Genomic DNA, 25,260 nt, shown 5'->3' on the forward strand with positions numbered 1-25,260 from the left:
GCATGGGGCCATGAACCCCGTGCGCTTCATCCAGGCCAAACGGGACGGCCTGGCCCACACCCGGGAGGAGATGGCGGCCTTCCTCCTGGGCTACCTGAAGGAGGAGGTCCCCGACTACCAGGTCTCCGCCTGGCTCATGGCCGTCTTCTTCCGGGGGCTTTCCCCTGAGGAGACCCTCTGGCTCACGGAGATCATGGCCCATTCCGGTAAGGTCCTGGACCTCTCCCACCTCCCCCATCCCGTGGACAAGCACTCCTCCGGGGGGGTGGGGGACAAGACCACCTTAGTGGTGGGGCCCATCCTGGCCGCGAGCGGGTGCACCTTCGCCAAGATGTCGGGCCGGGGCCTGGCCCACACCGGGGGGACCATTGACAAGCTGGAGTCCGTCCCGGGCTGGCGGGGGGAGATGACGGAAGGGGAGTTCTTGGAAAGGGCGAGGAGGGTGGGCCTGGTCATCGCCGCCCAAAGCGGGGACCTGGCCCCCCTGGACGGGAGGCTTTACGCCCTACGCGACGTGACCGCCACCGTGGAGGGCCTCCCCTTGATCGCGAGCTCCATCATGAGCAAAAAGCTCGCCGCCGGGGCCAGGAGCATCGTCTTGGACGTGAAGGTGGGCAAAGGGGCCTTCATGAAGACCCTCGAGGCCGCCCGCGCCCTGGCCGAGGCCATGGTGGCCATCGGGCAGGGGGCCGGGCGCCGGGTGCGGGCCCTCCTCACGGGCATGGAAGCCCCCTTGGGGAGGGCGGTGGGAAACGCCCTGGAGGTGCGGGAGGCCATCCTCGCCCTCAAGGGGGAGGGCCCTGAGGACCTCCTGGAGGTGGCCCTCGCCCTGGCGGAGGAGGCCCTGAGGCTGGAGGGGCTAGACCCTGGCCTTGCCCGGAAGGCCCTGGAGGAGGGGCGGGCCCTGGAGAAGTTCCAGGCCTTCCTCGAGGCCCAGGGCGGGGACCCAAGGGTGGTGGAGGACCCCTCCCTCCTTCCCCTCGGGGAAGAGCTTCCCCTCCTCTCCCCGGAAGAGGGGGTGGTCCAGGAGGTGGACGCCCTCAAGGTGGGCTTCGCCGTCCTGGCCCTGGGCGGGGGGCGGCTTAGGAAGGGGGAGGCCGTCGACCACGGGGTGGGGGTCCAGCTCCTGAAGAGGCCCGGGGACCGGGTGGAAAGGGGGGAGGCCCTGGCCCTCCTCTACCACCGGAACCGGGGCTTGGAGGAGGCCCTGGCCCACCTCCGGGAGGCCTTCCGCCTGGGGGAGGCCGCCAGGCCCCTGCCCCTGGTCCTGGACAGGGTCTAGGCCTGGGGTATACTCCTTGGGGATGAAAAGGCGGCCTGCCCGCTACACCCTCCTCCTCACCCGAAGCGGCGGGGGGAGCCGGGCTCTGAGCCTGCCCGGCTGGACCTTGGTCCTCCTCCTAGGCCTACTCGTCCTTTGGAGTGGGGCCAACCTCTACTTCTGGCACCGGGCCCGGGAGGCCAGGGCCCTGGAGGCCCGCATCCAGGCCCTCTCCCAGGAGGCCCGGCGGCTCTCCCTGGCCCTCGAGGCGGAAAAGGCCAAGAACCGGGCCCTTGCCCAAGAGGCGGAGCGCACCAAGCAGGACCTGGAGGCCCTGAAGAAGGCCATTGAGGAGCTCCGCCGCCGGGCGGGGCTTTCCCCCATCAACGCCCTTCCCGTGCGCTACGGGGGAGGGCAGGGGGGTGGGGTCATGGAGGGGTGGGCCGAGGTGCGGGCTTGGGTCCTGGACCTGGAGCGCCAGCTTTGGGAGCTCACCCCTGCCCTGGAACGCACCCTGGAGGTGGAGCGAAGCCTGCCCCGGGGTCTCCCCCTCCAGGGCCATCAGGGGATCACCTCCCCCTTTGGCACCCGGAGAAACCCCTTCGGCCCCGGCTTGGAGTTCCACGACGGCCTGGACTTCGCCGCCCCCTACGGCACCCCCGTCCACGCCACCGGGGCGGGGGTGGTGGCCCGGGCGGGCTGGATGGGCCCCTACGGCCTCGCCGTCCTCCTGGACCACGGGACTGGTTACCAGACCCTCTACGGCCACCTCTCCCGCCTCCGGGTGCGCCCTGGGGAGCGGGTGGATAGGGGGCAGGTCCTGGGGTATGTGGGCTCCACGGGCCGCTCCACGGGACCCCACCTCCACTACGGCGTCTACCGCCAGGGCGTGGCCGTAGACCCCAGGCCCTACCTGGACCCTGCTTGGGCCGCTCGGTAGAATGGGGCGGATGCTGGGCAGAAAGGAGCGCGTCCTCACCTATCTGGGCCCGGAGACCGAGGTCCTGGGGGACCTCAAGGCCAGGGGCCAGGTGCGCATAGACGGCCTGGTGCGGGGCTCCCTCCGGGTGGAGGGGGAGCTGGAGGTGGGGCGCACGGGCCGGGTGGAAGGGGAAAGGATTGAGGCCAAGGCGGTGCAGGTCCACGGGGAGGTGAGGGCGGACCTGGTGGCGGACAAGGTCTTCCTGGCCAAGACCGCCCGCCTCACCGGCAACGTCCGGACCCAGGCCCTGGAGGTGGAGGCGGGGGCGGTTTTCATCGGCCAGAGCCTCGCCGGGGAGGCCCGGGCCCTCGAGGCCCCCAAGGAGGCGTGAATGGCCCTGGAAAGGCTTTTCCGGAGGAGGCGCCCCAGCGGGGAAAACCGCGATGTCCCTGAGCTTTGGACCAAGTGCGAGGCCTGCGGGGCTCAGCTTTACAAAAAGGAGCTTCGGGAGAACCTGGGGGTCTGCCCCAAGTGCGGCCACCACCACCGCATGCCTGCGGGGGAACGCGTGGACATGCTGGCCGACCCTGGCACCTTCCAGGAGACCACCCACCTAAGGCCCCTGGACCCCCTGGGCTTCGTGGACACCAAGCCCTACGGGGAAAGGCTTAGGGCCTACCAGGAGGAGACGGGGCGGCCCGACGCCATCCTGGGGGGGATCTGCACCATCGGAGGGGTGCCTGCGGTCCTCCTGGTCATGGACTACGCCTTCGCCGGGGGGTCCATGGGCAGCGTGGTGGGGGAGGAGATCGCCCGGGGGGCGGAGCGGGCGGCGGAGGAGGGGCGGGCCCTGGTCATCGTGGCCGCCTCCGGGGGGGCCAGGATGCAGGAGGCCGCCCTCTCCCTCATGCAGATGGCCAAGACGGTGATGAGCCTGGATCTCCTCTGGAAAAGGCGCCTCCCCTACGTGTCCGTCCTCACCGACCCCACCACCGGGGGGGTCACGGCCAGCTTCGCCGCCCTGGCCGACGTCATCCTCGCCGAGCCCGGGGCCCTGATCGGCTTCGCCGGGCCTAGGGTCATCCGGCAGACCATCCGCCAGGAGCTTCCCGAGGGCTTCCAACGCTCGGAGTTCCTCCTCAAGCACGGGATGGTGGACCGGGTCACGGACCGCAGGAAGCTGAAGGGGGAAGTGGCCCTGGTCCTCCGCCACCTGCACCCTGGAGTCCCCTATGGCGCTGGAGTTTGAAAGGCCCATCCTGGAGCTGGAGAAGCGCATCCAGGAGCTAAGGGAAACCGCCAGGACCACAGGGGTGGACCTGGAGCGGGAGGTCCGCCTCCTGGAGGAGCGCCTGGCCCGCCTCAAAAGGGAGACCTACGCCAACCTCACCCCCTGGCAGCGGGTCCAGCTGGCGCGGGCCCCTGGGCGGCCCACCACTTTGGACGTCCTGGAGAGGGCCTTCCAGGACTTCCTGGAACTCCACGGGGACCGGGCCTTCGCCGATGACCCCGCCGTCGTGGGGGGGCTGGCCTACCTGGAGGGCCATAAGGTGGTGGTGGTGGGGCACCAGAAGGGGCGGGACACCAAGGAGAACCTCCTCCGCAACTTCGGCATGCCCCACCCCGAGGGGTACCGCAAGGCCATGCGCCTCATGGATCTGGCGGACCGCTTCGGCTACCCCTTCTTGAGCTTTATCGACACCCCGGGGGCCTACCCGGGGGTTTCCGCCGAGGAGCGGGGCCAGGCCTGGGTCATCGCCCAGAGCCTCCAGCGGATGAGCCGCCTAAGGGTGCCGGCCATCGCCCTCATCCTGGGGGAGGGGGGCAGCGGGGGGGCCTTGGCCATCGCGGTGGCCAACCGGGTCCTCATCATGGAAAACGCCTGGTACTCCGTGATCAGCCCCGAGTCCTGCGCCGCCATCCTCTGGAGGGACGCCAAGGAGGCCCCCAAGGCTGCCGAGGCCCTGAGGCTCACCGCCAAGGACCTCCTGGCCTTTGGGGTGGTGGATGGCATCGTCCCCGAGCCCGAGGGTGGGGCCCACAAGGACCCGGAGGCCGCCATCAAGAACATCAAGGAGGCCCTCCTCAAGGCCCTGGAGGAGCTTAGGGGCCTCTCCCCTGAGGCCCTCCTCCAGGACCGCTACCGCCGCTTCCGCTCCTTGGGGGTCTTCGCCGAGCCTTAAGGGGCCTTGGCCTTCTTCCCTCAGGGCTTTCACACCCGGGCTTTAGCCTGGGGGTGGAGGTGAGGGATATGCGGAAGCTCCTTTTGGCGGCGCTGGGCCTGGGCATGGCCCTAGCCCAGCAACTGAGCCCCCAGGGCATCATCGTCAACCCGGTGCCCACGGACCTGGAGGTAAGGGTGTGGGTGGACAGGGACCCCGGCAAGCGGGGGAACGCCCTTTACCGGATCGGCGAGCCCATCCAGATCTACGTCAACGTCAACCAGGACGCCTACGTCTACCTCTTCAACATCAGCGCCGACGGGCGCATTGACCCCATTCTGCCCAACGCCTACGAGCGGGAGAACTTCCTAAGGGCGGGGGAGACCCGGCGGTATCCCCCCGAGGGGGCCCGCTACCGCTACACGGTGACCGGTCCCGAAGGAGAGGACCGCATCCTGGCGGTGGCCAGCAGGCGCCCCCTCTCCATCCAGCAGATCCTGGATGTGGAGAGGAACCAGGTGCGGGTCCAGGGGCCTGAGGGTCTGGCCCGGGCCCTCTCCATCGTCATTGAGCCCCTGCCTCCCAGGGACTGGGTCACGGACGTGGCCCGCTACTTCGTGGGCCGGGTGGCTGCCCCCCCTTCCACCCCAGCCACGGCTACCCTGGTGGTGGACTCGAGGCCAGGGGGGGCCGAGGTCTACCTGAACGGCCGCTTCCAAGGCCGCACCCCCCTCTCCCTCGCCGTGAACCCCGGACGGCAGGAGGTGGAGGTCCGGCTTCCCGGCCACCAGCCCTACCGGGCCACGGTGAACCCCAGGCCCGGGGAGAGGGTCCAGATCTTCGCCCAGCTGGTTCCGGAAGCCAGGCAGGGGACCCTGAGCGTGGCCTCTATCCCCGCGGGGGCCGAGGTCTACGTGGACGGGGCCTTTAGGGGCCGAACGCCCCTTTCCCTGGCCCTTCCCGAGGGGCGGTACGCGGTGGAGCTCCGCCTCGCCGACCATGAGCCCCATAGGGCCACGGTCCAGGTGCGGCGGGGAGGGGCCACCCGGCTCGAGGTCCGCCTGAACCCCCTTCCCCGGACGGGCACCCTCTTCCTGGAGTCCAGCCCGTTGGGGGCCGAGGTCTACCTGGAAGGGCGCCTCCAGGGCCGCACCCCCTTGCGCCTCACCCTGAACGAGGGGACCTACCGGGTGGAGCTCCGCCTCCCCGGCCACGAGCCCTACAGCGCCGCGGTCCGGGTGGAGCGGGGCCGGGAGACCCGGCTTGCTGCCAACCTGAGGCCCCTTCGCACGGGAGAGCTCATCCTGGAGGCCAGGCCTGAGGGGGCCGAGGTCTACGTGGACGGCCGCCTGGTGGGCCGGGCGCCCCTTCGGGTGAGCCTCGAGGCGGGCCTGCACGAGGTTAGGGTGGTGGCCCCTGGGTACGGGGAGTACCGGGCCATGGTGGAGGTGCGGCCCGGGGAGAGCGTGCGCCTTCTGGTGGAGCTCGTCCCCGTCCGGGCCATCCTGGAGCTCTACCTGAACGTGGAGGCCCGGGTCTTCCTGGATGGGGAGGAGGTGGGGGTGGCCAAGGGCGGGTACCTGCGCCTGGAGGCCCCCTTTGGGGAGCACGAGCTCACCCTGGTGGCCCCTGGCTACCGCACCCTCGTCCAGGCCATCCGGGTCACGGGCAACCAGGTGCTGCGGCTAGAGCTTAGGCCCCTTTAGGCTCTCTTCGGTTTGAGCCCATCCCTCGGAGGGCCTTGGAGGACCAAAAGAACCCCCGGGCCAGGACCTCCCAGCCCGGGGGCGAAGCCTTTGGGTTAGGGGATTATCCGAAGGATGCCAGTTGGTCCGCTCTCCCCCCCAACGTTACCCACATAGAGTAGGTTCCCGTGGGGCAAGATGATGTAGGGGCCACCACGAGGGTACGACAGGCGCATCACCCAGAGGGCGCTATCTAAATCCAGATTGGTGCGGGAGAGCTTGTAAAGGGCACCGACCTGGCCCCCAAGCTCCAGGTACATGTAATTCCCGTCCGGGGAGAAAGCAATGCTCTTTATATCGTCATACCCCGGACTGCCGTAGAGCCGAACCTCGAGCCTCTGGCCCGTGGCGGCACTGTAGCGGACAAGCAGGCCATCGTTGTAGCCCTGATGTGTGTAAGGCGGGTGGTCCCTGTTGGTGGTGCCTCCCAGGTAGACCTCTTGCCCGTCGGGGGTGATCGCCAGGGTGAGGGGTATGACAGTGTTGGCGTTGAAAGCAACGGGAGCAGAAGAGGGATCCCCCACAAACTGGTCCCCCCAGACCACGCTCCCATCCGCCGGGTTCAGCTTGGCTACCCAGGCGGAGGTGGGGAGGCCATCCGTGTTCCAGGCGCGGCCATAGAGAGTGCGGAAGAGGTTGCCCATGGCGGTCCCCGCCACGTAGATGTGGCCATCGGGACCCACGGCGAGGCCTCCGTGGTGCTCCGTCAACACGGGGTAAGTCCGGGGGTTCTCTTCGGGCGTTTGCAGGTAAGCCTGGAAGCGCCGGCTCCAAAGCGGGTTCCCTTGGGAGTCGTAGGCGTAAACGGATACGCCTACGGGGTTGCATCGGCTATAGACGCAGTCCTCTTCCGGCCCGTACTGGGTCACGGCCACATAGACCCGCCCCTCCGGGGTCACCACCAAGCTCTCGGGCTTCGCAAAGCCCTCAAGACCACCTATGGTCCTTTCCCAGAGCATCTCACCCTGGGGCGTGTACTTGCGGAGGCGGAGGAGAGAATTACTGAAGGTGAAGGCTGCATAGATGTTTCCGTCCCCGTCCACGCCGATGCCCTCTGCTGAATCCCTGTCCGGGTTGCAGTTCAGGTCCCATTGGATGAAGACGAACCGCTCCCCGTTGGGCCGGAAAGCCACCACATGGCAGTAGCCCTGACCCACGAAGCCAGCGGACACAAGTATCGCTCCGTAGACGTTGCCTTGGGCATCCACCGCAAGAATAATGGGGCCATTAATGTGCCACAGGATCCCTGGGGGATCTGCTCGCACCGTGAGCGTGAAGTCGGCGGTGTGGACGGTGCTCCCCTGACGGGCCTCCAGACGCAGGGCGTTGGGACCTAAGTCCCAGAAACGGAAGGGCTGGGAAGCATAGTAATAGTCGTAATCTGCGAACACATTCAAGGTCACGGAGTACTGCCTGACTCCGTCGCTTGGGGAGTAGTAGAGGGGACCATCCGTAAGCCGGATGCTGATGCCCTTGATGGCCTGACCGTTAGCGTTCAGGACACTAAGATCCACATAGCCATTGAACCCCGAGCTGGGGGTCAGGGTGAGGGTTAGGGTTACTGTTCCGGAGAGGTGTTGGTAGTAGCCTGTGCCTTGCAGAGTCACCTCGGGATCTACCGGGGAGAGGCTCATGGGGGGGAGGGGCTCCACCGTGAGGCTCAGGCCCGCCGTCTTGGTGAGGTTCCCTGAGGTAGCCCGGACCTGGAGGCTGTAGTTCCCCGCGGCCACGCTGCTGTCCACGTTGACGTTGAGGGCCAAGATCACGGGGTTGTTGGGGTCAGACACGCTCACCGTGGTGGGGGAGAGGCTAATCCCGGAGACCGGGTTCCCGTTCCCGTCCACCAGGCTCAGGTTCACCGGCCCTGTGAAGCCCCCCTGCGGGGTGAGGGTGAGCTGGGTGGTGCCGCTGCCCCCCTGCTGGATGGTGAGGCTATCGGGGTTGAGGCTGAGGGTGAAGCCGGGGGAGGGGGTGAGCAAGGCCACCGGGTCCACAATCTGGCCGTTGGCCTGCCCGTCGGCGTCCAAATCTCCGCCGTCCCGCACCTGATAGGTGGCCGTGTTCCCCGAGAACTGGGCCCCGGGAACCTCACGCCAGCCGTTGTTGACGAACTTCCTCAGGACCGCCCCTTGGGGAATGGCCTGGGGGAAGGTGAGGGTCACGGTGAGGGTCCCGCCCTGGGGAACCTGGGCGGTGAAGGCGATGGCCCCGTAGGGAGCCTGGAAGCCCTCGGGTGGGGTCACGCTCTGGTAGGTGGGGCCCTGGGTGAAGGTGCCCCCCTGCAGGCCCATCCCCACCTGGCCCCCGGGAGTGTTCACCGTGCCGCTGTTGGAGCCGCCGCCACCGCCCGAGGAGGCGCTCACCGTGACGGTGAGCTCCGCGTCCTTGGTGACGTTCCCTCCCGTGGCCCGCACCTTCAGCCGGTAGATGCCCGTGGGCGTGGTGGCCCCCGCGGTGAGGGTCAGGTCCCGGGTCAAGGGGTTGGATCCGGAAACGGTGAGGCTGGTGGGGGAGAGGGAAAGCCCCTGGGGTACCGGGTCCTGCCCCGCCACCAGGGACAGGTTCACCGTCCCCGTGAAGCCGTTCTGGGGGGTGAGGGTGAGCTGAACCGTGCCGCTACTCCCCTGCTGCACGGTGAGGCTATCGGGGTTGAGGGCGATGGCGAAGTCGGGGGGCGGGGTCACGTTGAGGGTGAGGCTCCGCTCTGCCGACCTCTCCCCGTAAGTGGCCCGGAGGCTCAAGCTGTGCGGCCCCGTGGGGGCGTTCCTCGCCACCTGGACCTGGAGGGTCACCTGGGCCTGGCCTCCCCTGGGCACGTTCAGGCTGGCGCTGGTGGGGGAGAAGGTGAGCCAGGGGGGGGCCTGGCCGTTCTCTGTCACGCTCAGGGAAACCTGCCCCTGGAAGCCGTTCTGAGAGGTGAAGGTGAGGGTGAGGGGGAGGCTGCTTCCCTGGGCCACGGTGGGGTTGTTCGGGCTCACCCCGGCGAGGGTGAGGTCCGGAGGGGGTGCCCCCCCGCTGCAGGCGGCGAGGAGGAGGGCTAGACCCGTCAAGAACCCATACCAAGCACCTATACGCATCCTTGCCTCCTTTCCGGGACCCCCAGGGTCCATACCTCCATCCTCCTCAGGGGGGCTTACAAAACCCTTAAACGGGAGTCCTAGGACCTAGACTTTAGCCTAGGGTAGGCAAAATCTGGCGAATCCTTCGGGATACCTTTCGCTCCCAAGACCAAAGGGGTTGTCATTGGCTTAACCTTAGGACTGTGCTAAGGATAGGTTAGGGCAAGGCGTACCATAGGGGCATGGAGGCCATCGTCTTAGGAGGTGGGGAGGAGGCCTGGGCGAGGAAATACGGGGTGGGGAGCAAGGCCCTCGTCCCCTACCAGGGAAGGCCTATGACCGAGTGGGTGCTGGAGGCCCTGAAGGGGGCGGGCCTTTCCGCGGTTTACGTGGGGGAGAACCCGGGGCTTTCCCCCCCTCCCCGGCTCACCCTCCCCGATCAGGGGAGCCTCCTCGCCAACCTCGAGGCCGCCTTGGCCCACGTGGAGGGCCGGGTGCTGGTGGCCACCGCGGACCTCCCCCACCTGACCCCAGAGGCGGTGCGCTTCGTGTTGGAGAAGGCCCCGGAGGCGGCCCTGGTCTACCCCATCGTGCCCAAGGAGGCGGTGGAGGCCCGCTTCCCCGGAAACCGCCGCACCTACGCCAGGCTTCGGGAGGGCACCTTCACCGGGGGAAACCTCCTCCTCCTGGACAAGGCCCTCTTCTTCCAGGCCCTCCCCCTGGCCAAAAGGGTGGTGGCCCTCAGGAAAAAGCCCCTCTCCCTGGCCCGCCTCATCGGGCTGGATGTGCTCCTAAAGCTCCTTTTGGGCAGGCTCTCCCTAGGGGAGTTGGAGGCCCGGGCGAGGCGGATCCTGGGGGTGGAGGCCCGGGCCCTCCTCACCCCCTACCCCGAGGTAGGGGTGGACGTGGACCGGGAGGAGGACCTGGTAAGCTAGGCCCATGCGCACGGTGAAGGAACTCCGCCTGGCGGGGCTTTTCGCCTACCTGGGGGCCTTGGTCCTGGCCCTTCTCTTCTCCCTCCTGGTGCACTACCTCCTAGGGGGGGAGGGGAGGCTCGGTTGGGGGAGCTTCAACTTTTACGGCCTGGTGGAGGGCCTGGCCTTCCTCTTGGTCTTCACCTTCTCCCTCTACGTGGCCAAGAAGGCGGTGCGGGTCCCCTGCACCACCCTCCTCACCGCCGGGCTCCTCGGACCCCTGCCCGCCCACCGCCTGGCCCGGCCCCTGCCCCGGGTGGAGGCCCCGGAGGCCTACGAGGGCCGGGGGGTGGTCCTCCTGGTGCAGGAGGGGAGGCCCGTGGGGCTCCTGGGGCTTTCCGACGGGGTCCTGCCCCTGGAGGAGGTCCAGAGCGTGGAGGCGGAGGTGGCGGCCAGCGAGCTCTACCCCCTTTTCTTCCGCCAGCCCCTGGTGCTGGTGGTGCGGGGAGAGGGGGTGGTGGGGGCCATTCCCCGGGAGGCCTTTTTCCGCCAATGGGGAATCTAGGGTCTTGACAGGAGGGCGGGTAGCCTAAAATAGGGGCGAGCGGTGGCTCGGGAGGTGAGGGATGCCGCACGTGATCTGTGAGCCCTGTATCGGCGTAAAGGACCAGTCCTGCGTGGAGGTCTGCCCCGTGGAGTGCATCTACGATGGGGGGGATCAGTTCTACATCCACCCCGAGGAGTGCATCGACTGCGGAGCCTGCGTGCCCGCCTGCCCGGTGAACGCCATCTTCCCCGAGGAGGACGTTCCCGAGCGGTGGAAGTCCTACATTGAGAAAAACCGCAAGCTGTCCGGTCTAGGATAGGGCCTAGGCTGGCCCCGCACCCAGTTGGCGCACATACCAGCTCACGGCGGGGCCGCCGTCCCTGGCGTGGCGGAAGCCCTCCTTGCGGAAGAAGTCCTTGGCCCGGGGGTTCTGGCCGTAGACCACGGCGTAAAGCCGTTCTACGCCTGCCAGGTGCTCCATGAGGTGGCGGAGGGCCTTCTGCCCGATGCCCTGACCCTGGCGGTCCTCGCGGATGAGGAGGAGGCTTAGGGTGGCCTCCCCTTCCTCGGGGTAGTGGAGCTTGTAGTCCAGGTAGCCCACGGCCTCCCTTTCCAAGAAGAGGAGAAAGGCCCGCCGCCGGGGGTCCCTTTCCAGGGTGTGGAGGTCCTGGACCACGTCCTCGAGGCTGGGCGGCTCCATGCCGATCAGGGCAAAGTACCCGGGGCTTCGCGAGAAGAGCCCATGGAGAAGGGGGGCGTCCTCGAGGCGCACCGGGCGCAGGCTGAGGCTTAGGGTCCGCATCGCCTCCATGCTACCCCCCCTTGCCTGAGAAGGGGGTGAAGAAAGACCGCCCCGGGTCCTCCCGGGGCGGTATCCTTAGCCCTTTACCTGCGGGCCGGCTCCACCACGGTGACGTTCACCGCCTGGGGGCCCTTGCCGTTCTTGCCCGGCTCCACGTCAAAGGTGACGATGTCGCCCTCATTCAGGGTGCGGAACCCCTTGGCGTTGATGGCGCTGAAGTGGACGAACACGTCGGTGTCCCCCTCGCGCTCAATGAAGCCGTAGCCCTTCTCCGCGTTGAACCACTTGACCCGACCCTTCTGCATACCGCTCCTTCTTCTTCCGAGCCCCTGCTCGTGTCCGGGGTTCTAGGGGTTGCTTTGGGCCTGCGGGGCCACCCTAAAGCCACCCGGAACGCCTCACTATACCACGAAGGGGCTATTTGTGGAAGAACCCTTTGAGCCGGTCCCAGAGGCCCTCGGGGGCCACGGCCTCCCCCACCTCTTCCGCGTAGGCCCTAAGGAGCTCCCTGGCCCTCTTGGAGAGCTTTTTGGGCACGGCGAGCTCCACCTCCACCCGCAAAGCCCCCCGCCCCCCAGGATGGGGAAGCCCCTCGCCGGGTAGAACGAACACCTCCCCGTGCCCCGTCCCCGGGGGGATGTCCAGGGGAATGGGGCCGGAGAGCCCCGGCACCTCCACCCGGGTGCCCAGGGCGGCCTGGGCCAGGCCTAGCTTCAAGCGGTAGACCAGGTCTGCCCCCCGCCGCTCCAAATGGGGATGGGGCTTCACCCTGAGGCGCAGGTAGAGGTCCCCAGGGCCTCCGGGCCCCAGGTTGCCGTAGCCCGGCACCCGGAGGAGCTGGCCCTCGTCCATGCCCGGGGGGATCCGCACCCGCACCCTTTCTTCCCGGGGTACCCGGCCCCGGCCCTGGCAGGTGGGGCAGGCCTCCTTCAGGAGGAAGCCTTGGCCCTTGCAGTGGGGGCAGGCGGTGCGGTTTACCAGGGTGCCGAAGAAGCCCCTCTGGTAACTCTCCACCACCCCCCTGCCCCCGCAGGTGGGGCAGACCACCCGCCTGCCCCCTTGGCCCGAGCAGGCCTCACAGGGCCCCAGGCGGCTAAAGGGGACCTCCACCTCCTTGCCTTCCAGGAGGTCTCCTAGCGCCACCTCCACCAGGGCCTCCAGGTCCTCCCCTCTTGGGGCCACCCGGCTAGGGCGAAAGCCGAAGACCTGGGCGAAGAGGTCAAAGAGGTCCTGGGCGGAGAACTCTGGCGCCCCCAGAAGCCCCCGGTCGTACTGGGCCCGCTTCTCGGGATCGGAGAGGACGGCGTAAGCCTCGTTGATCTCCTTGAACCGCTCCTCCATGGCCTTGTCCCCGGGGTGGCGGTCGGGGTGGTACTCCAGGGCCAGCTTGCGGTAGGCCCGCTTGATCTCCTCCTGGGTGGCCTCCCGGCTCACCCCCAGGATGGCGTAGTAGTCCTTCATCCACCTAGCACTTTACAAGGGATGCCCCTTTTGCTAAAGTGGCGGGCAATGAGGCTCCTGCGAGCTATCCGGTAGGGGGCACCTTCCTTCGGGAAGGGCCCCCCGGGTTTGCCCGCGGGGGCCTCGGCTTTTAGGGAGGCTTAGGATGCTCCTGCTGACCCCTGGACCCACCCCTATCCCCGAACGGGTGCAGAAGGCCCTCCTCCGTCCCATGCGGGGACACCTGGACCCCGAGGTTCTGGCGGTGAACCGGGCCATCCAAGCGCGACTTGGGGCCCTCTTTGACCCTGGGGAAGGGGCCCTGTTGGCCGCCTTGGCGGGCTCGGGAAGCTTAGGCATGGAGGCGGGGCTGGCCAACCTGGACCGGGGGCCGGTTCTGGTACCCGTGAACGGGGCCTTTTCCCAAAGGGTGGCGAAGATGGCCGCCCTCTACGGCCTGGAGCCTACGGTCTTGGAGTTCTCCCCGGAGGAGGCCGTGGATCCCGAGGCGGTGGAAAAGGAGCTCCGGCGAAGGCGCTACCGCATGGTGGCCCTGGTCCACGGGGAGACCTCCACCGGGGTCCTGAACCCCGCCGAGGCCGTGGGGGCCCTGGCCAAGGAGGCCGGGGCCCTCTTCTTTCTGGACGCGGTGACCACCTTGGGGATGCTCCCCTTCTCCATGCGGCGGATGGGGGTGGACTACGCCTTCACCGGAAGCCAGAAGTGCCTCTCCGCCCCCCCGGGCCTGGCCCCCATCGCCCTGAGCCGGGAGGGGCGGCGGGCCTTCACGGGCAGGCGGGGCTGGTACCTGGACCTCGCCCGGGTGGCGGAGCACTGGGAGGGGGGCGGGTACCACCACACTACCCCGGTCCTCCTGCACTACGCCCTCCTCGAGGCCCTGGACCTGGCCCTGGAGGAGGGAATAGAGGCCCGGGAGAGGCGGGCCAGGGAGACCCACGCCTGGCTTCTGGAGGAGCTCCTCGCCCGGGGCTTCCGCCCCTACCCCAAGGGAAGCTTCCTCCCCACCGTCTTGGTGGTGCGTCCTCCCGAGGGGGTAGAGGCAGACCGTCTGGTCAAGGCCCTTTACCGCGAGGGTGTAGCCGTGGCTGGGGGGATCGGCCCCACCCAGGGGCGGGTGCTCCGCCTGGGCCTCATGGGGGAGGAAGCCAGGAAGGAGCCCTATCGGGTCTTTCTACAGGCCCTGGACCGGGTCCTGGCCCTAGCGTAGGAAGAAGTGGGCGTAGACCAAGGCCAAGGCCATGCGGTAGTAAGCGAAGGGCCGGAAGCCATAGCGCTCCACGAAGGAGAGCATCCAGCGTACGGTGAGGAAGGCGGTGATGAGGGCAGCGGAAAACCCCAGGAGGAGGAGCTCCCACCCTCCTTCTGGTACGGTCTCGGCGCTCTGTAAAAGGTCGTAGCCCACCGCCGCTAGCATCGTGGGCAGGGCCAGGAGGAAGCTGAACTCCGCTGCCCCCTTGCGGCCAAGGCCCATGAGCAGCCCCCCTAGGATGGTGGCCCCGCTCCGGCTGGTGCCGGGGAAGAGGGCAGCCAGGCCCTGGAAGAAGCCGATCCAGGCCACCTGCCAAAGGGGAAGCTCCCTCACGTCCCGGTAGCGGGCCCGCTCCGCTAGGCGGTCGGCGAGGAGGAGGACCAGGCCCACGAAGAAAAGGAAGAAGACCACGATCCCGTCGTTGCCCAGGATCTCCCCCTTGATAAGGGGGTAGAAGAGGAACCCCATGAGGCCCGTGGGCAGGAGGGCTACCCCGATGCGGAGCCAAAGCGCCCGGTCCACCAAAAACCGCCTGCCGTAGAGGAGGAGGATGGCCAGGATGGCCCCCAGCTGGATGGCGATGAGGAAGGTTTTCAGAAAGTCGTCCTCCGCGATGGGGAGGCCCAGGAGGTGAAAGAGCAGGGTCAGGTGGCCGGTGGAAGAGACGGGCAGGAACTCCGTGAGCCCCTCCACCACCCCAAGGAGAAGGGCTTCCCAAGCGCTCATGCGGACCATGCTACCATGGGAGGGGTGGAGGTTTCCGTCCTGATCCCCGCCGCTGGCAACGGAAAGAGGCTGGGCCTGGGGCCCAAGGCCTTCCTCCGGGTGGCCGGGAGGACCCTTTTGGAGTGGGCCCTCCTGCCCTTCGGGGAGGCGGCCGAGGTCCTGGTGGCCCTGCCCCCTGGGACGGAGCCCCCCGGCGCCTTCCGGGCTACCTTTCTAGAGGGGGGAAGGACCAGGCAGGAGTCCGTGGCCCGCCTCCTCGAGGCGGCGAGCCTCCCCGTGGTCCTGGTCCACGACGTGGCCCGCCCCTTCGTGAGCCGGAGCTTGGTCCACAGGGTCTGGGAGGCCGCCCGTCTCCAGGGGGCGGTGGCACCCGTGTTGCCGGTGCCCGACACCCTGGTCCGCCCCGAGGGGGCCCAGTACGGGGAGGTGGTGCCCCGGGAGGACTTCCGCCTGGTCCAGACCCCCCAGGGCTTCTTCACCGCTCTGTTGCGCGAAGCCCACGCCTACGCCGGGAAGCGGGGCCTCTCCGCCACCGACGACGCCCAGCTGGTGCGGGCCCTAGGCTACCCCGTGGCCCTGGTGGAGGGGGAGCGGACGGCCTTCAAGGTCACCTACCGGGAGGACCTCCTCCTGGCGGAGGCGGTGGCGAGGGTATGGAACGCCTGGCCCCGGCCAAGGTGAACCTGGGCCTCTCCCTCTTGGGGAGGCGGCCCGACGGCTACCACGAGCTCCACACCCTCTTCGCCGCCCTCTCCTTCGGGGACCGGGTGGTGGTGGAGCCCATCCCCGAGGGCATAGAGTTCCGCGGCCGCTACGGGCGGAGGAACCTGGCCTACCGGGCGGCGGAGGCCTACCTGGAAAGGGCGGGCTGGCCCGGGGGGGTGAGGATCCTCCTGGAGAAGGAGCTTCCCGAGGGGGCGGGCCTCGGTGGGGGGAGCTCGGACGCGGCCCAGGTGCTCCTGGTCCTGAAGGAGCTCTACCCGGCGGAGGTGGACCTCCCTGCCCTGGCTCTCTCCTTGGGGGCGGACGTGCCCTTCTTCCTCCAGGGAGGGGTGGCCGAGGCCCGGGGGGTAGGGGAGCGCCTGGAGCCCAGGGCCCTCCCCCCTTTGCCGGTGGTCGTCTTCGGCCCTGGCCTCCGCCTACCCACGCCCTTGGTGTACCGGGAGGTGAAGCCCCATGACTTCGCCCCCGAGCTTCCGGTGGTGGAAATCCTGGGGGCTTTGGCCCGGGAGGAGGAGCCCCCCTACTGGAATAGCCTGGAGGGGCCCGCCTTCCGCCTCCACCCCGAGCTTAAGGAGGTCAAGTCCAGGCTAAAGGCCCTCGGGCTTTACGGGGTCTTGATGTCGGGCTCCGGGAGCGCCTTCTACGGTTTTGCCCGGGACCTGGAACACGCCAAGCGGGCGGTGGAGGCCCTGAAGCGCACAGGCTACGCCCGCTATGGGACCCTAGGAGGTGGTAATGGGGCTTATCGACACCTTGGAAGGGTGCTTTCCGGAGGCCTTAGAGGCGCTTAGGGCCCTGCCCATCCGCTGGGACTGGGAGCGCTTTAGCTTTTGGCTCCGGCAGGATTACCCCTTCGTGGAGGCCCTCTACCGTTACCAGGTGGGGCTCCTGCGGGAGGCCCCCCAGGCCCACCGCGCTCCCCTGGCCCAGGCCCTAATGGTCACGGTGGAGGAGCTGGACTGGCTCCTTTCCCAGGGGGCCGACCCTCGGGCCGAGGTTCACCCGGTGCGCCGGGAGTATATCTGCCTTCTGGAGCAAATGGAGCGGCTTTCCTACCCCTATCGCCTGGTTTTCTTCTACTTCCTGAACCGCTTCTTCCTGGAAGCTTGGAACGCCCACGTGGAGGGGGAGGGCCCCTGGCAGGAACTGGCCGAGCATTGGTCCGCCCCGGAGTTCCAGGCAGTCCTCTTCGACCTGGAGGTCATGGCCCAAGGGGCTGCAGAGGAGCTGGACCAGGGGGTGGTGGTCCACTACCTGGGCCGTATCCTAGAGATGGAGGGGAAGACTTGGAGCCTCCTCCTTTGAGGCCACCCCATCCTGGCCGGGGCAAGGATGGGCGCCCCGGCGGCTTTCTGAACCGGGCCTTTCTTGTGTGAAAGAGTTCCAGAGAAAGGATATGCCAAGGGCGGGGCCTGGGCCCCGCCCTTGGCTCTGGGGCAATCAGTTTAGCTCCTCTCCCCAGGCCTCCTCAAAGAGGCACTTGGCCTCCTGCACCGTGATTTCCAGGGTCTGGGACACCTCCTCCGCCAAGAGGTAGATGGCCCGCCTCAGGGCCTGCCGGTCTAGGTCGGGCAGGCCCCGCTCCAGTTCCCAAGCCCGAAGCTGCCCCGCCATCTGGGCGATGCGGTAAGGGTTTCCGTCCGCCAGGATCTCGCTGGTCTTGCGGTGCCGGGCGGCCCACTGCCTGGGCAGGGGCATGCGCCCGTTTTTTAGGAGGTCCAGGATCACCGGGACCTCCTCGGGAGCCAGGGCCTTGCGCATGCCCACGCTCTGAGGAGCCTCCACGGGGACGTAAGCCTTGGAGCGGGAGCCGGGGAAGTCCACTTGGTAGTAGGCCCGGCTTATGCCGCTTACGCTCCTTTGGGCTATGCCCGCCACCACGCCCACCCCGTAAGGGGGCAGGACCACCTTGTCGCCGGGACGGAACTCTTTCACGGCGCGACTCCTTTCTGGAACACCAGGAGCAGGTGCTCCAAATACGCTTCCACCTCCAGATGGGGGTTGCACCCCAAGGCGGCGATCACCGCAGCCGTGGCCTTGGGGGAAAGCTCCCTTCGGACCGTACCCTCCTCCTGGCCGCTTGCCACGAGCTCCTCCAGGAGGTCCAGGTAGTTCTGGTGGAGCCCCCTAAGCCAGGGGGTAGGGTCCGCCACGGCCTCCCTAGCCACCGCCGCCCACAGGCCCCTCCACTCCGCGATCCAGGCCAGCCGCCTTTCCAAAAGGCGCGCAAGCCGTACAAAAAAGGGCGCTTCCAGGCGCACAATCCCCTCCACCTCCCGGTAGAAGGCCCAGGTCCGCTCTTCCACCAGGCTCTTGAGGAGGTCCTTCTTGTCGCGGAAGTAGAGGTAGATGGTTCCCTTCCCCACCTCGGCCTTGCGGGCCACGTCCTCCATCTTTAGGCCGGAAAGCCCCTTTTCCCGGAGGACTTCCAGAGTGGCCTGGAGGATGGCTTCCCGCTTGCCCTTGGTCAAGATTCCCGGAAGGGACACCATCGCGGCCACAAACCCAAGTCTACCACACCGCCCTTTTCCTTTCATGAGGAAGCGGCTACCCTAGAGGTATTAGGAGGGGATATGCGCCAGGGCTTCTTCGCCTTTCTCACCGCTGACCCCTTGCGCGGGGCCTTGCGCGCCGTGGAGGCTAGGCTCCTGGAGGAGGCCCGCGGAGAGGCCCTCTTCCTGGTGCCTTACTCCTTGCGGGATCTGGCCGAGGCCTGGAGGCTGGCCTACCGGGACCTGGGCCTCAAGCGGGGCCGGGTGCGCTACCTCAGGCGGCGGGAGGAGGCCTTTGACCCCGACATAGCCCAGGAAGTGGCGGAAAGCCGTCTGGTCCTTATGGCCACGGAGGGCTTGCCGGAGTTTTTGGAACTTGTCCGGGGAAGCTTGGTCCTGCAGGCTCTCCTGGAGGCACACCGCCAGGGGGGTGGGGTGCTGGCCCTGGGGGAGGCTGGGGGTCTCCTTGGGGAGGCGGCCTTCTATCCCCTCGAGGGAGAGGTGCGGGCGGCCTTGGGCCTGGCCCTCCTCCGGGGGTTGGCCCTCCTGCCCCGGGTGGAGGAGCGGGGGCGCTTCCTGGCCCTTTCCCAATTGGTGGCCGACAACCCCGACCTGGTGGGCCTGGGGCTTTTGGAGAACACGGCGCTGCGCCTCCTGAGGGGCCTGGGGGAGGTCTGGGCGGGTGGGGTGACCCTGGTGGATGCGGGCGGGGCGGAGTTCACGGGCCGGGGGGTCCGGGGGCTTCGGGTGGACGTCCTCTCGGCGGGGGAGCGCTTCCCCCTCCCAGTCCTGTAGCATGGGGTCATGCCCGCGGGACGGGTGCACGAGGCCATCAACCTGACGGCCTTGGGCCTGGGGGGGATCGCCTACTTGGCCTACGGGGGCCCGCTGGAAGACCCTCGGGCTCTGGCCTTCGCCTTGAGCTACCTTACAGGTACCTTCCTCCTTTCCCCCGACCTGGACCTGGCGGAGAAGGGGGTGCGGGCCAAAAGGCGGTGGGGGGTGCTGGGCTTTCTCTGGCGGCCCTACGGGTGGCTGTTCCGCCACCGGGGCCTTTCCCACACCTGGATCCTGGGCCCCTTGACCCGCTTGGGCTATCTGTTTTTTCTCCTTTTCCTCCTCTACGGCTTCTTCAGCGGGATGGCTGCCCTCTTGGGGGCCTCCTTTGCCCTGGTTCTCCCCCCTCTGCCCTCAGGGGTTCTTTGGTGGGGGCTTCTTGGGTACTACCTTTCCCAGTGGCTCCACCTCCTGGCGGACGGAATCTATCCCGACCATGACCTGAAGCGGCTTAGGCGGCCAAGGTAAAGCGGTTTACACACAGGCCCCCAGTGGGGTATTAAAATGCTACCATGGGCAGAATCTGGCTTTTGGCCCTTTTTACCCTTTGGGGGGCGGCCTTGGCGGTGAGGCCAGGGGAGCCCATCCCTAGCTTCTCCCTTCTGGACCCGGCTGGGAACCCGGTTACCTGGGAGACCATGAAGAAACCGGCGGTGATCGTCTTCTGGGCCAGCTGGTGCCCGGTGTGCCGGGCGGAGTTCCCCGGCCTCCACCAGGTGGCCCAGGAGACCAAGGTGCCCTTCTACGTCATTAGCGCCGAACCTAGGGACACCAGGCAGGTGGTCCTCAGCTACATGAGGGCCTACCCCCGGTTCATCCCCCTCCTGGCCTCGGCCAAGGACCGGCCCCACGAGGTGGCGGCCCGCTTCCGGGTCCTGGGCCATCCCTGGACCTTCGTGGTGGACGGGGAGGGGAAAGTGGTGGCCCTCTTCGCGGGGCGCGCTGGGCGCGAAGCCCTTCTAGACGCCCTCCTCCTCGCTGGGGCGGACCTGCCATAGCTCCGCCCGCCGGGCCTCCCCTTCTGGGATGAGGCGGAGCAGGAAGTCCGCCTCTAGGGTTTCTGGCTCTCCCCACTCCACCAAGGTGAGCCGGGCCTCCTCTTCCGCAGCCAGGAGCTGGGGAAGGAGGGGTTTGGGGTCCTCTAGGCGGTAGAGGTCTGCGTGGACCAGAAGGCCCTCTGGGGTGGGGTAGGCGTGGATGAGGGTGTAGCTGGGGCTGGTGACCCGGCCCCTAAAGCCTAGGGCCTCGGCCAAGAAACGGACGAAGGTGGTCTTGCCCGCCCCCAGGGGGCCCGTTAGGGCCACCACCCCCCCTGGGGGCATAAGGGGGAGGACCTCCTGGGCCAGGGCCCGGGTGTCCTCGAGGGTGTGGAGGGTTCGCGAGAGGAGAAGCCGCATAAAGGAAAAGGCCCCGCAGGGCCTTTTGGTGCCGGGAGCGGGACTTGAACCCGCACGCCCTTACGGGCACCACCCCCTCAAGATGGCGTGTCTACCAGTTCCACCATCCCGGCAGGGCACGCCTTAGGCGCAAGCCTCAGTTTAGCAAAAGCCCTTCCCTTGTCAAGGTGGGCGGATAGCGGGACAAATGTCCCGGCCCTTTTGCCGTAACGTACCCCTGAGAAGGCCCTGCTAAGGGGTAGGCGCGGGAACAGCCAGGCGGCTTATGGATCCTTCCCGGCTCTCTATTGACCCCTTGGGGCCAGGCCCGCAGCCTTGGCCCCTAGGACCGGAGGTGATATGCGGCGGAGGAACCGTTGGGTCAGAACCCTGTTTTGGGGAACGGTGGTAGGGATATTCGCTCTCCTGGGGGTGGTCTTATCCGGGGTGGCGGTGGGGGCCTTTGAACAGAGGACCCTGCCCGTGGAGCAGCCCGTCCCCTTCAGCCACGCCTTCCACGCGGGGGGGCTTGGCCTTTCTTGCCGCTACTGCCACGCCGCCGTGGAGCATGCCGCCTATGCAGGCCTTCCCCCCACGGAGACCTGCATGGCCTGCCACACCTTTATCAAGCCGGATAGCCCCAACCTGGCCCCTGTACGCCGGAGCTGGGAGACCGGGGAGCCCGTCCGCTGGAACCGGGTCATCAACCTCCCCGACTTCGTCTACTTCCACCACGGGGCGCACGTGGCCAAGGGGGTGGGGTGCGCGGAGTGCCACGGCCGGGTGGACCGGATGCCCGTGACCTACCAGCCCCAGGCCTTCACCATGAAGTTCTGCCTGGACTGCCACCGAAACCCCGAGGCCTACCTCCGCCCCAGGGAGCAGGTCTTCAACATGGCCTACCAGCCGGACCCAGAGCTGGGGAGGGAGCTCGTGGAGGCCTACGCCATCCGTTCGCCCGAGGCCCTCATCAGCTGCAACACCTGCCACCGCTAGGAGGGGAGATGCCAGAGCGCGGATACCAGGAATCCTTGGAGAGGGAGCTTTTCCGGGAAGAGTTTCCCTTTGGCCCCGTGAGCCGGCGGGGGTTTCTGGCCCTAGGGCTCCTGGCCCTGGCCGCCTGCACCCCGGTGGTGCGGCGCAAGGGAATCCCCTACGTGCGCCAGCCGGAGTGGGTGGTGGAGGGGGGGAGGACGGCGTTCGTCACCGCCATCCCGCACGCCGGCGTCGCCGAGCCCGTCCTGGTGCGCCACTACCAGGAAAGGCCCCTCTTCCTGACCCCCCTCGAGGCCGCCATGGGCCCCTACCCCCTGGCGGGCCTCTACGCCCTCTACGACCCGGCCCGCAAGGGGAAGGCCCCGGACTGGGAGGGCTTCTTCGCCGCCTGGCGTAGGGCCCTTGAGGAGGGGGAGACCCTCCTCGTCCTTCCCCGCGCCACCTCCCCCCGCCTCGAGGGCCTCCTGGATAAGGCCCAGGCCCGCTACCCCAACCTGAGGGTGGCCCGGTTTGAGGCCTGGAGCCTGGAGAACGTCTACCAAGGGGCGGAGCTCCTCTTTGGCCAGAGGGCCTGGCCCGTCTACGCCCCCGAAAAGGCGGAGGTGGTCCTCCTCCTGGACGTGGACCTCCACGAGCACCCCGCGGGCTACCTCTGGTGGGCCGCCCTGAGCAAAAAGCGTATCCCTCCCATGAACCGCCTCTACGCCGTGGAGAGCGGGGTGGGCCTCCTCGGGGCCATGGCCGACCACCGCCTTCCCTTGAAGCCCAGCGGGGTGGAGGCCTTCCTGAAAGACCTGGCCCGGGCCCTAGGGGTCCTCCCGGGAAGCCCCGCCTCGGACTACGGGGGCTTCCTCACTGCTCTGGTGGAGGACCTCCTCCGGGGCGGGGTGGTCCTCCCTGGGGTCCACCTCACCCCTGCGGCCCAGGCCCTGGCCATGGCGGTGAACGCCAGGCTTCAGGCTCCGGTGGCCTACGTCCCCCCCTTGGAGAGGGAGGCGGCCACGCCCAAGGCCTTCCTGGAGGCGGAAAGGGCGGAGCGCCTGGTCTTTGCCGCGGAGGGCCCCTTGCCGGACCTAAGGGGCAAGCGCTTCGCCGCTCTCCTCTCCCTCTACCCCCAGGAGGCTCCCTTTAGCCTCCCCCTGGCCCACCCCCTGGAGGCGGGCGGCCAGCACCGGGACGCCCTGGGCCGCCTCTGGCCCGCCCAGGCCCTGGTGAAGCCCCTCTATGACGGGAGAAGCCTGGAGGAGGTCCTGGGGGGGCTCCTCGGGGAGGACCTCCCCGCCCTCACCCCTGAGGAGAGGCGGGCCCTGGCCGAGGGCCGCCCCCTGGAGGAGGCCAGCCCCCTCGCCCTCTCCCCCCGCCCCGGCCTCGAGGGCCGCCTTCCCCCTTTGCGCCAGGAGGCCCCCCTGGAGCTCACCTTGAGGCCGGACGCCAGCCTCTACGATGGCCGCTACCGCAAAAACCCCTACCTGGAGGAGCTTCCCCGGCCCCTTTCCCGCCTGGTCTGGGATGGGGCCCTGCTTGCGGGGGAGGAGGAAGTGGAGGCCTTGGGCCTCCTTCGGGGCATCCGGGCCCGGGAGCGGAGGGGGGACCCTAGGCGGCCCCTCCTGCGGGTCCGGGCCGGGGGCAAGGAGGCCCTCCTCCCCCTCTGGCCCCTTCCCCTCCTGGCCAAAGGAAGCCTGGTGGCCCCCCTTTCCCACTTCTTCCACCCCGAGGAGGTGGCCTTCCCCGCGGAGGTGGCCCCCACGGGCCGGGACTACCCCCTGGTCTCCACCCAGTACCACGGCTACCTGGGGGAGGTGGAGGCGGTGAGGGTCCTAACCGAGGGCGAGGCCCTGGAGGCCGAGCCCAAGGAGGAGAAGCGCCTCTCCTTCTACCCCCCTTGGCCCCAGGGGGAGCACGCCTGGGCCATGAGCGTGGACCTCTCCCGCTGCCTGGGGTGCGGCCTCTGCGTCCTCGCCTGTCAGATTGAAAACAACATCCCCGCCGTGGGCAAGGAGGAGGTGGCTAAGGGGCGGGAGATGCACTGGATTCGCGTGGACCGCTACTTCGCCGAGGAAGGGGTCCTGCACCAGCCGGTGATGTGCCAGCACTGCGAGAAGGCCCCCTGCGAACCGGTCTGCCCCGTGGCGGCCACGGTGCACTCCGACGAGGGCCTGAACCTCATGGTCTACAACCGTTGTGTGGGCACCAAGTACTGCTCCGCCAACTGCCCCTACAAGGCCCGGCGCTTCAACTTCTTCTCCTACGCCGAGGCCTTCGTGGGCAAGGGGGACCCGAGGAGGGCCAAGGAGAGCCCCCTCGCCCTCCTCATGAACCCCGAGGTGACCGTGCGGAGCCGGGGGGTGATGGAGAAGTGCACCTACTGTGTGCAGCGCATTGAGCTCGCCCGGGCCCAGGCGGCGGTGGAGGGGCGGAGGATCCGCACAGGGGAGGTCAAGACCGCCTGCCAGGAGGTCTGCCCCGGCAAAGCCATCCACTTTGGCGACCTCCTGGACCTCGAGGACCCCATCCAGGCCCACCGCAAGGACGGGCGCCACTACACCCTCCTGGAGGAGGTCAACACCTGGCCCAGGACCACGTACCTGGCCCACCTGAAAAACCCCAACCCCAAGCTCAAGGAGGTGCCCAATGGCGGATAGGCCCCATCCCGACCGCGACCTGATCCAGGGGGAGTGGACGGAGAAGACCCTGGTGGAAAAGCTTCTGGAACCCGTAGAGAAGCCTCCCCCCAGGCCCTGGAGGGTGATCGTGGCCGTGGGCTTCGCCCTGACCCTGGCCTGGCTCTACGCCATCTTCGTCACCTTCGTCCAGGGCCTCGGCACCTGGGGCATCAACCAGCCCGTGGCCTGGGGGCTGGACATTGTCCACTTCGTCTGGTGGATCGGCATCGGCCATGCGGGGACCCTGATTAGCGCCATCCTGGTCCTCATGCGCCAGAACTGGCGGGACTCCCTGAACCGGCTCACGGAGGCGATGACCTTTTTTGCCATCCTCTGTGCCGCCACCTACCCCCTCATCCACATGGGCCGGCCCCAGAACTTCTACTGGGTTTTCCCCTACCCCAGCTCCCTAGCCATGTGGCCCCAGTACAAGAGCCCCCTCTCCTGGGACGTCCTGGCCATCATGACCTACATCACCATCTCCATCCTCTTCCTCTACCTAGGCCTCATCCCCGACCTGGCCCTCCTCCGGGAGCGGAGCCAGGGCTGGCGGAGGAAGCTCTATGGTTGGCTCTCCCTGGGCTGGACGGGAAGCGCGGTGCACTGGCAGCGCTACCGGGCGGTCTACGTCCTTCTGGCGGGCCTGGCCACGCCCGTGGTCATCTCCGTGCACTCCGTGGTCAGCCTGGACTTCGCCTACGCCCTGGTGCCGGGTTGGCACGTCACGATCTTCCCGCCCTTCTTCGCCGCCGGGGCCATCTACTCGGGCTTCGCCATGGCCCTGACCCTCATCATCCCGTTGCGGAGGTGGTACCGCCTCGAGGGAGTCATCACGGAAAGGCACCTGGACTGGATGGCCAAGGTGACCCTGGCCGCTGGCCTCGGGGTGGCCTACATCTACCTCCTGGAGATCTTCATCGCCTGGTACTCGGCTGAGCCTGCGGAGTGGGCCCAGCAGGTGTGGCGCATGACCGGGCCCTACGCCCCCTACTACTGGGCCATGATGCTCATCAACGTGGTCCTCCTCCAGACCCTCTGGTTCCCCCGCTTCCGCAAAAACCTCACCTGGCTTTTCATCTTCTCCATTCTGGCCAACGTGGGCATGTGGTTGGAGCGGTTCGTGATCGTGGTCATCAGCCTCTCCCACGATTTCCTGCCGGGCAACTTCCGCCTCTACTTCCCCACCTGGGTGGACTGGACCCTTTTCCTGGGAACCCTTGGCTTCTTCCTCTTCGGTCTGGCCCTCTTCATCCGCCTCTTCCCCCCCATCGCTGTGGCGGAGATGGTCCACCTCTTCCACAAGCTGAGGAAGCACTAGGAGGGCG

At 68.1% G+C, this 25,260-nt stretch carries 27 protein-coding genes and 1 tRNA gene; 19 read left to right on the forward strand and 9 right to left on the reverse strand.

All coding sequences use genetic code 11. The features are described from left to right. The first annotated feature begins 10 nt into the window (after window positions 1-10). From ATI37_RS08710 to ATI37_RS08735, 6 genes are all read left to right on the forward strand, one after another. The gene (locus ATI37_RS08710) at window positions 11-1,282 is read left to right on the forward strand and encodes a thymidine phosphorylase (protein ID WP_117238008.1); all 1,272 of its coding nucleotides are present in this window, start codon (window positions 11-13) and stop codon (window positions 1,280-1,282) included. Window positions 1,283-1,304: 22 nt separating this feature from the next. After that, window positions 1,305-2,201: a M23 family metallopeptidase gene (locus tag ATI37_RS08715; RefSeq protein WP_117238009.1), complete on the forward strand. Its 897-nt coding sequence runs from the start codon at window positions 1,305-1,307 to the stop codon at window positions 2,199-2,201. Window position 2,202: 1 nt separating this feature from the next. Continuing rightward, complete coding sequence (locus ATI37_RS08720) at window positions 2,203-2,574, forward strand: bactofilin family protein (RefSeq protein ID WP_117238010.1); 372 nt, start codon at window positions 2,203-2,205, stop codon at window positions 2,572-2,574. Continuing rightward, the gene (gene accD, locus ATI37_RS08725) at window positions 2,575-3,432 is read left to right on the forward strand and encodes an acetyl-CoA carboxylase, carboxyltransferase subunit beta (RefSeq protein WP_117238011.1); all 858 of its coding nucleotides are present in this window, start codon (window positions 2,575-2,577) and stop codon (window positions 3,430-3,432) included. After that, window positions 3,416-4,366 carry an acetyl-CoA carboxylase carboxyltransferase subunit alpha gene (locus ATI37_RS08730; RefSeq protein WP_117238012.1) on the forward strand — a complete coding sequence of 317 codons (951 nt, stop codon included), beginning with the start codon at window positions 3,416-3,418 and terminating at the stop codon, window positions 4,364-4,366. The genes accD and ATI37_RS08730 overlap by 17 nt, the downstream gene beginning before the upstream one ends. Window positions 4,367-4,434: 68 nt before the next feature. Next, on the forward strand, window positions 4,435-6,051 hold the full coding sequence (locus tag ATI37_RS08735) for a PEGA domain-containing protein (protein ID WP_117238013.1): 1,617 nt from the start codon (window positions 4,435-4,437) through the stop codon (window positions 6,049-6,051). A 95-nt stretch (window positions 6,052-6,146) separates the two neighbouring features. On the opposite strand, the gene ATI37_RS11695 is transcribed toward ATI37_RS08735, so the two are convergent. Then, a complete protein-coding gene (locus tag ATI37_RS11695) occupies window positions 6,147-9,167 on the reverse strand; it encodes a choice-of-anchor U domain-containing protein (protein ID WP_198665535.1) in 3,021 nt (1,006 codons plus the stop codon). Window positions 9,168-9,391: 224 nt separating this feature from the next. Between ATI37_RS11695 and ATI37_RS08745 the strand changes: the two genes are divergently transcribed. The 3 genes from ATI37_RS08745 to ATI37_RS08755 all read left to right on the forward strand — a co-directional run bounded on the left by ATI37_RS08745 (window position 9,392) and on the right by ATI37_RS08755 (window position 10,929). After that, window positions 9,392-10,084: an NTP transferase domain-containing protein gene (locus ATI37_RS08745; RefSeq protein ID WP_117238014.1), complete on the forward strand. Its 693-nt coding sequence runs from the start codon at window positions 9,392-9,394 to the stop codon at window positions 10,082-10,084. Window positions 10,085-10,088: 4 nt separating this feature from the next. Continuing rightward, window positions 10,089-10,628, forward strand: a complete 540-nt coding sequence (locus tag ATI37_RS08750; RefSeq protein ID WP_117238015.1) for a hypothetical protein — start codon at window positions 10,089-10,091, stop codon at window positions 10,626-10,628. A gap of 61 nt (window positions 10,629-10,689) precedes the next feature. Then, window positions 10,690-10,929 (forward strand): ferredoxin, encoded by a 240-nt coding sequence (locus ATI37_RS08755; RefSeq protein WP_117238016.1) that lies wholly within the window; start codon window positions 10,690-10,692, stop codon window positions 10,927-10,929. Window positions 10,930-10,932: 3 nt separating this feature from the next. Here ATI37_RS08755 and ATI37_RS08760 read toward each other — a convergent pair whose 3' ends face one another. The 3 genes from ATI37_RS08760 to ATI37_RS08770 form a co-directional block, all read right to left on the reverse strand. Continuing rightward, a complete protein-coding gene (locus tag ATI37_RS08760) occupies window positions 10,933-11,421 on the reverse strand; it encodes a GNAT family N-acetyltransferase (protein ID WP_117238017.1) in 489 nt (162 codons plus the stop codon). Window positions 11,422-11,495: 74 nt separating this feature from the next. After that, the gene (locus tag ATI37_RS08765) at window positions 11,496-11,717 is read right to left on the reverse strand and encodes a cold-shock protein (protein WP_014516375.1); all 222 of its coding nucleotides are present in this window, start codon (window positions 11,715-11,717) and stop codon (window positions 11,496-11,498) included. A 112-nt stretch (window positions 11,718-11,829) separates the two neighbouring features. Next, entirely contained in the window at window positions 11,830-12,873 is a 1,044-nt protein-coding gene (locus tag ATI37_RS08770; RefSeq protein WP_117238018.1) for a DnaJ C-terminal domain-containing protein, read from the reverse strand. Between the two features lie 145 nt (window positions 12,874-13,018). Between ATI37_RS08770 and ATI37_RS08775 the strand changes: the two genes are divergently transcribed. Next, complete coding sequence (locus ATI37_RS08775; protein WP_117238019.1) at window positions 13,019-14,080, forward strand: aminotransferase class V-fold PLP-dependent enzyme; 1,062 nt, start codon at window positions 13,019-13,021, stop codon at window positions 14,078-14,080. On the opposite strand, the gene ATI37_RS08780 is transcribed toward ATI37_RS08775, so the two are convergent. Beyond that, window positions 14,072-14,857, reverse strand: coding sequence for an undecaprenyl-diphosphate phosphatase (locus ATI37_RS08780; protein ID WP_117238020.1), 786 nt, complete (start codon window positions 14,855-14,857; stop codon window positions 14,072-14,074). The genes ATI37_RS08775 and ATI37_RS08780 overlap by 9 nt on opposite strands. A 6-nt stretch (window positions 14,858-14,863) precedes the next feature. On the opposite strand from ATI37_RS08780, the gene ispD reads away from it, so the two are divergent. The 3 genes from ispD to ATI37_RS08795 are packed head-to-tail and all read left to right on the forward strand — an operon-like array spanning window position 14,864 to window position 16,876. Continuing rightward, window positions 14,864-15,529, forward strand: coding sequence for a 2-C-methyl-D-erythritol 4-phosphate cytidylyltransferase (gene ispD / locus ATI37_RS08785; RefSeq protein ID WP_198665536.1), 666 nt, complete (start codon window positions 14,864-14,866; stop codon window positions 15,527-15,529). Next, complete coding sequence (ispE, locus tag ATI37_RS08790; RefSeq protein WP_117238021.1) at window positions 15,502-16,362, forward strand: 4-(cytidine 5'-diphospho)-2-C-methyl-D-erythritol kinase; 861 nt, start codon at window positions 15,502-15,504, stop codon at window positions 16,360-16,362. Before ispD ends, ispE begins: the two co-directional genes overlap by 28 nt. Further along, on the forward strand, window positions 16,307-16,876 hold the full coding sequence (locus ATI37_RS08795) for a hypothetical protein (RefSeq protein WP_117238022.1): 570 nt from the start codon (window positions 16,307-16,309) through the stop codon (window positions 16,874-16,876). Before ispE ends, ATI37_RS08795 begins: the two co-directional genes overlap by 56 nt. 135 nt (window positions 16,877-17,011) lie before the next feature. On the opposite strand, the gene ATI37_RS08800 is transcribed toward ATI37_RS08795, so the two are convergent. Beyond that, window positions 17,012-17,506 (reverse strand): CarD family transcriptional regulator, encoded by a 495-nt coding sequence (locus ATI37_RS08800; RefSeq protein ID WP_117238023.1) that lies wholly within the window; start codon window positions 17,504-17,506, stop codon window positions 17,012-17,014. Continuing rightward, window positions 17,503-18,063, reverse strand: coding sequence for a TetR/AcrR family transcriptional regulator (locus ATI37_RS08805; protein WP_117238024.1), 561 nt, complete (start codon window positions 18,061-18,063; stop codon window positions 17,503-17,505). The genes ATI37_RS08800 and ATI37_RS08805 overlap by 4 nt, the downstream gene beginning before the upstream one ends. An 81-nt stretch (window positions 18,064-18,144) precedes the next feature. Between ATI37_RS08805 and ATI37_RS08810 the strand changes: the two genes are divergently transcribed. Genes ATI37_RS08810 through ATI37_RS08820 form a run of 3 tightly spaced genes read left to right on the forward strand, consistent with a single transcriptional unit; the run spans window position 18,145 to window position 19,898 of the window. Beyond that, on the forward strand, window positions 18,145-18,858 hold the full coding sequence (locus tag ATI37_RS08810; protein WP_117238025.1) for a type 1 glutamine amidotransferase family protein: 714 nt from the start codon (window positions 18,145-18,147) through the stop codon (window positions 18,856-18,858). Window positions 18,859-18,867: 9 nt separating this feature from the next. Next, the gene (locus ATI37_RS08815) at window positions 18,868-19,368 is read left to right on the forward strand and encodes a metal-binding protein (RefSeq protein WP_117238026.1); all 501 of its coding nucleotides are present in this window, start codon (window positions 18,868-18,870) and stop codon (window positions 19,366-19,368) included. Between the two features lie 44 nt (window positions 19,369-19,412). Then, on the forward strand, window positions 19,413-19,898 hold the full coding sequence (locus ATI37_RS08820; RefSeq protein WP_117238027.1) for a TlpA family protein disulfide reductase: 486 nt from the start codon (window positions 19,413-19,415) through the stop codon (window positions 19,896-19,898). Here the strand turns inward: ATI37_RS08820 and tsaE are convergent. Continuing rightward, on the reverse strand, window positions 19,860-20,297 hold the full coding sequence (tsaE, locus tag ATI37_RS08825; RefSeq protein ID WP_117238028.1) for a tRNA (adenosine(37)-N6)-threonylcarbamoyltransferase complex ATPase subunit type 1 TsaE: 438 nt from the start codon (window positions 20,295-20,297) through the stop codon (window positions 19,860-19,862). The genes ATI37_RS08820 and tsaE overlap by 39 nt on opposite strands. 26 nt (window positions 20,298-20,323) lie before the next feature. Next, window positions 20,324-20,410, reverse strand: a tRNA-Leu gene (locus tag ATI37_RS08830). A 226-nt stretch (window positions 20,411-20,636) separates the two neighbouring features. On the opposite strand from ATI37_RS08830, the gene ATI37_RS08835 reads away from it, so the two are divergent. From ATI37_RS08835 to nrfD, 3 genes are read left to right on the forward strand one after another with little or no spacing between them, the layout of a single operon-like run. Next, complete coding sequence (locus ATI37_RS08835) at window positions 20,637-21,272, forward strand: cytochrome c3 family protein (RefSeq protein ID WP_117238029.1); 636 nt, start codon at window positions 20,637-20,639, stop codon at window positions 21,270-21,272. A gap of 8 nt (window positions 21,273-21,280) precedes the next feature. After that, on the forward strand, window positions 21,281-23,914 hold the full coding sequence (locus ATI37_RS08840; protein ID WP_117238030.1) for a 4Fe-4S dicluster domain-containing protein: 2,634 nt from the start codon (window positions 21,281-21,283) through the stop codon (window positions 23,912-23,914). Next, the gene (nrfD, locus tag ATI37_RS08845; RefSeq protein WP_117238031.1) at window positions 23,904-25,253 is read left to right on the forward strand and encodes an NrfD/PsrC family molybdoenzyme membrane anchor subunit; all 1,350 of its coding nucleotides are present in this window, start codon (window positions 23,904-23,906) and stop codon (window positions 25,251-25,253) included. Before ATI37_RS08840 ends, nrfD begins: the two co-directional genes overlap by 11 nt. Window positions 25,254-25,260 lie beyond the last annotated feature (7 nt).

The sequence above is a fragment of the Thermus sediminis genome (genome assembly GCF_003426945.1).
Classification (GTDB): Bacteria; Deinococcota; Deinococci; order Deinococcales; family Thermaceae; genus Thermus; species Thermus sediminis.

Excerpts from the sequence above, each read along its gene's own strand:
- ATI37_RS08765 (WP_014516375.1), bottom strand. The coding sequence starts at position 11,717 with ATGCAGAAGGGTCGGGTCAAGTGGTTCAACGCGGAGAAGGGCTACGGC.
- ATI37_RS08760 (WP_117238017.1), bottom strand. The coding sequence starts at position 11,421 with ATGGAGGCGATGCGGACCCTAAGCCTCAGCCTGCGCCCGGTGCGCCTC.
- ATI37_RS08810 (WP_117238025.1), top strand. The coding sequence starts at position 18,145 with ATGCGCCAGGGCTTCTTCGCCTTTCTCACCGCTGACCCCTTGCGCGGG.
- ATI37_RS08815 (WP_117238026.1), top strand. The coding sequence starts at position 18,868 with ATGCCCGCGGGACGGGTGCACGAGGCCATCAACCTGACGGCCTTGGGC.
- ATI37_RS08835 (WP_117238029.1), top strand. The coding sequence starts at position 20,637 with ATGCGGCGGAGGAACCGTTGGGTCAGAACCCTGTTTTGGGGAACGGTG.
- ATI37_RS08755 (WP_117238016.1), top strand. The coding sequence starts at position 10,690 with ATGCCGCACGTGATCTGTGAGCCCTGTATCGGCGTAAAGGACCAGTCC.
- ispD (WP_198665536.1), top strand. The coding sequence starts at position 14,864 with ATGGGAGGGGTGGAGGTTTCCGTCCTGATCCCCGCCGCTGGCAACGGA.
- tsaE (WP_117238028.1), bottom strand. The coding sequence starts at position 20,297 with ATGCGGCTTCTCCTCTCGCGAACCCTCCACACCCTCGAGGACACCCGG.
- ATI37_RS08730 (WP_117238012.1), top strand. The coding sequence starts at position 3,416 with ATGGCGCTGGAGTTTGAAAGGCCCATCCTGGAGCTGGAGAAGCGCATC.
- ATI37_RS08720 (WP_117238010.1), top strand. The coding sequence starts at position 2,203 with ATGGGGCGGATGCTGGGCAGAAAGGAGCGCGTCCTCACCTATCTGGGC.
- ATI37_RS08710 (WP_117238008.1), top strand. The coding sequence starts at position 11 with ATGAACCCCGTGCGCTTCATCCAGGCCAAACGGGACGGCCTGGCCCAC.
- ispE (WP_117238021.1), top strand. The coding sequence starts at position 15,502 with ATGGAACGCCTGGCCCCGGCCAAGGTGAACCTGGGCCTCTCCCTCTTG.
- ATI37_RS08770 (WP_117238018.1), bottom strand. The coding sequence starts at position 12,873 with ATGAAGGACTACTACGCCATCCTGGGGGTGAGCCGGGAGGCCACCCAG.
- ATI37_RS08795 (WP_117238022.1), top strand. The coding sequence starts at position 16,307 with ATGGGGCTTATCGACACCTTGGAAGGGTGCTTTCCGGAGGCCTTAGAG.
- ATI37_RS08775 (WP_117238019.1), top strand. The coding sequence starts at position 13,019 with ATGCTCCTGCTGACCCCTGGACCCACCCCTATCCCCGAACGGGTGCAG.
- ATI37_RS08735 (WP_117238013.1), top strand. The coding sequence starts at position 4,435 with ATGCGGAAGCTCCTTTTGGCGGCGCTGGGCCTGGGCATGGCCCTAGCC.
- ATI37_RS08780 (WP_117238020.1), bottom strand. The coding sequence starts at position 14,857 with ATGGTCCGCATGAGCGCTTGGGAAGCCCTTCTCCTTGGGGTGGTGGAG.
- ATI37_RS08840 (WP_117238030.1), top strand. The coding sequence starts at position 21,281 with ATGCCAGAGCGCGGATACCAGGAATCCTTGGAGAGGGAGCTTTTCCGG.
- ATI37_RS08750 (WP_117238015.1), top strand. The coding sequence starts at position 10,089 with ATGCGCACGGTGAAGGAACTCCGCCTGGCGGGGCTTTTCGCCTACCTG.
- ATI37_RS11695 (WP_198665535.1), bottom strand. The coding sequence starts at position 9,167 with ATGCGTATAGGTGCTTGGTATGGGTTCTTGACGGGTCTAGCCCTCCTC.
- ATI37_RS08715 (WP_117238009.1), top strand. The coding sequence starts at position 1,305 with ATGAAAAGGCGGCCTGCCCGCTACACCCTCCTCCTCACCCGAAGCGGC.
- ATI37_RS08805 (WP_117238024.1), bottom strand. The coding sequence starts at position 18,063 with ATGGTGTCCCTTCCGGGAATCTTGACCAAGGGCAAGCGGGAAGCCATC.
- nrfD (WP_117238031.1), top strand. The coding sequence starts at position 23,904 with ATGGCGGATAGGCCCCATCCCGACCGCGACCTGATCCAGGGGGAGTGG.
- ATI37_RS08820 (WP_117238027.1), top strand. The coding sequence starts at position 19,413 with ATGGGCAGAATCTGGCTTTTGGCCCTTTTTACCCTTTGGGGGGCGGCC.
- ATI37_RS08745 (WP_117238014.1), top strand. The coding sequence starts at position 9,392 with ATGGAGGCCATCGTCTTAGGAGGTGGGGAGGAGGCCTGGGCGAGGAAA.
- accD (WP_117238011.1), top strand. The coding sequence starts at position 2,575 with ATGGCCCTGGAAAGGCTTTTCCGGAGGAGGCGCCCCAGCGGGGAAAAC.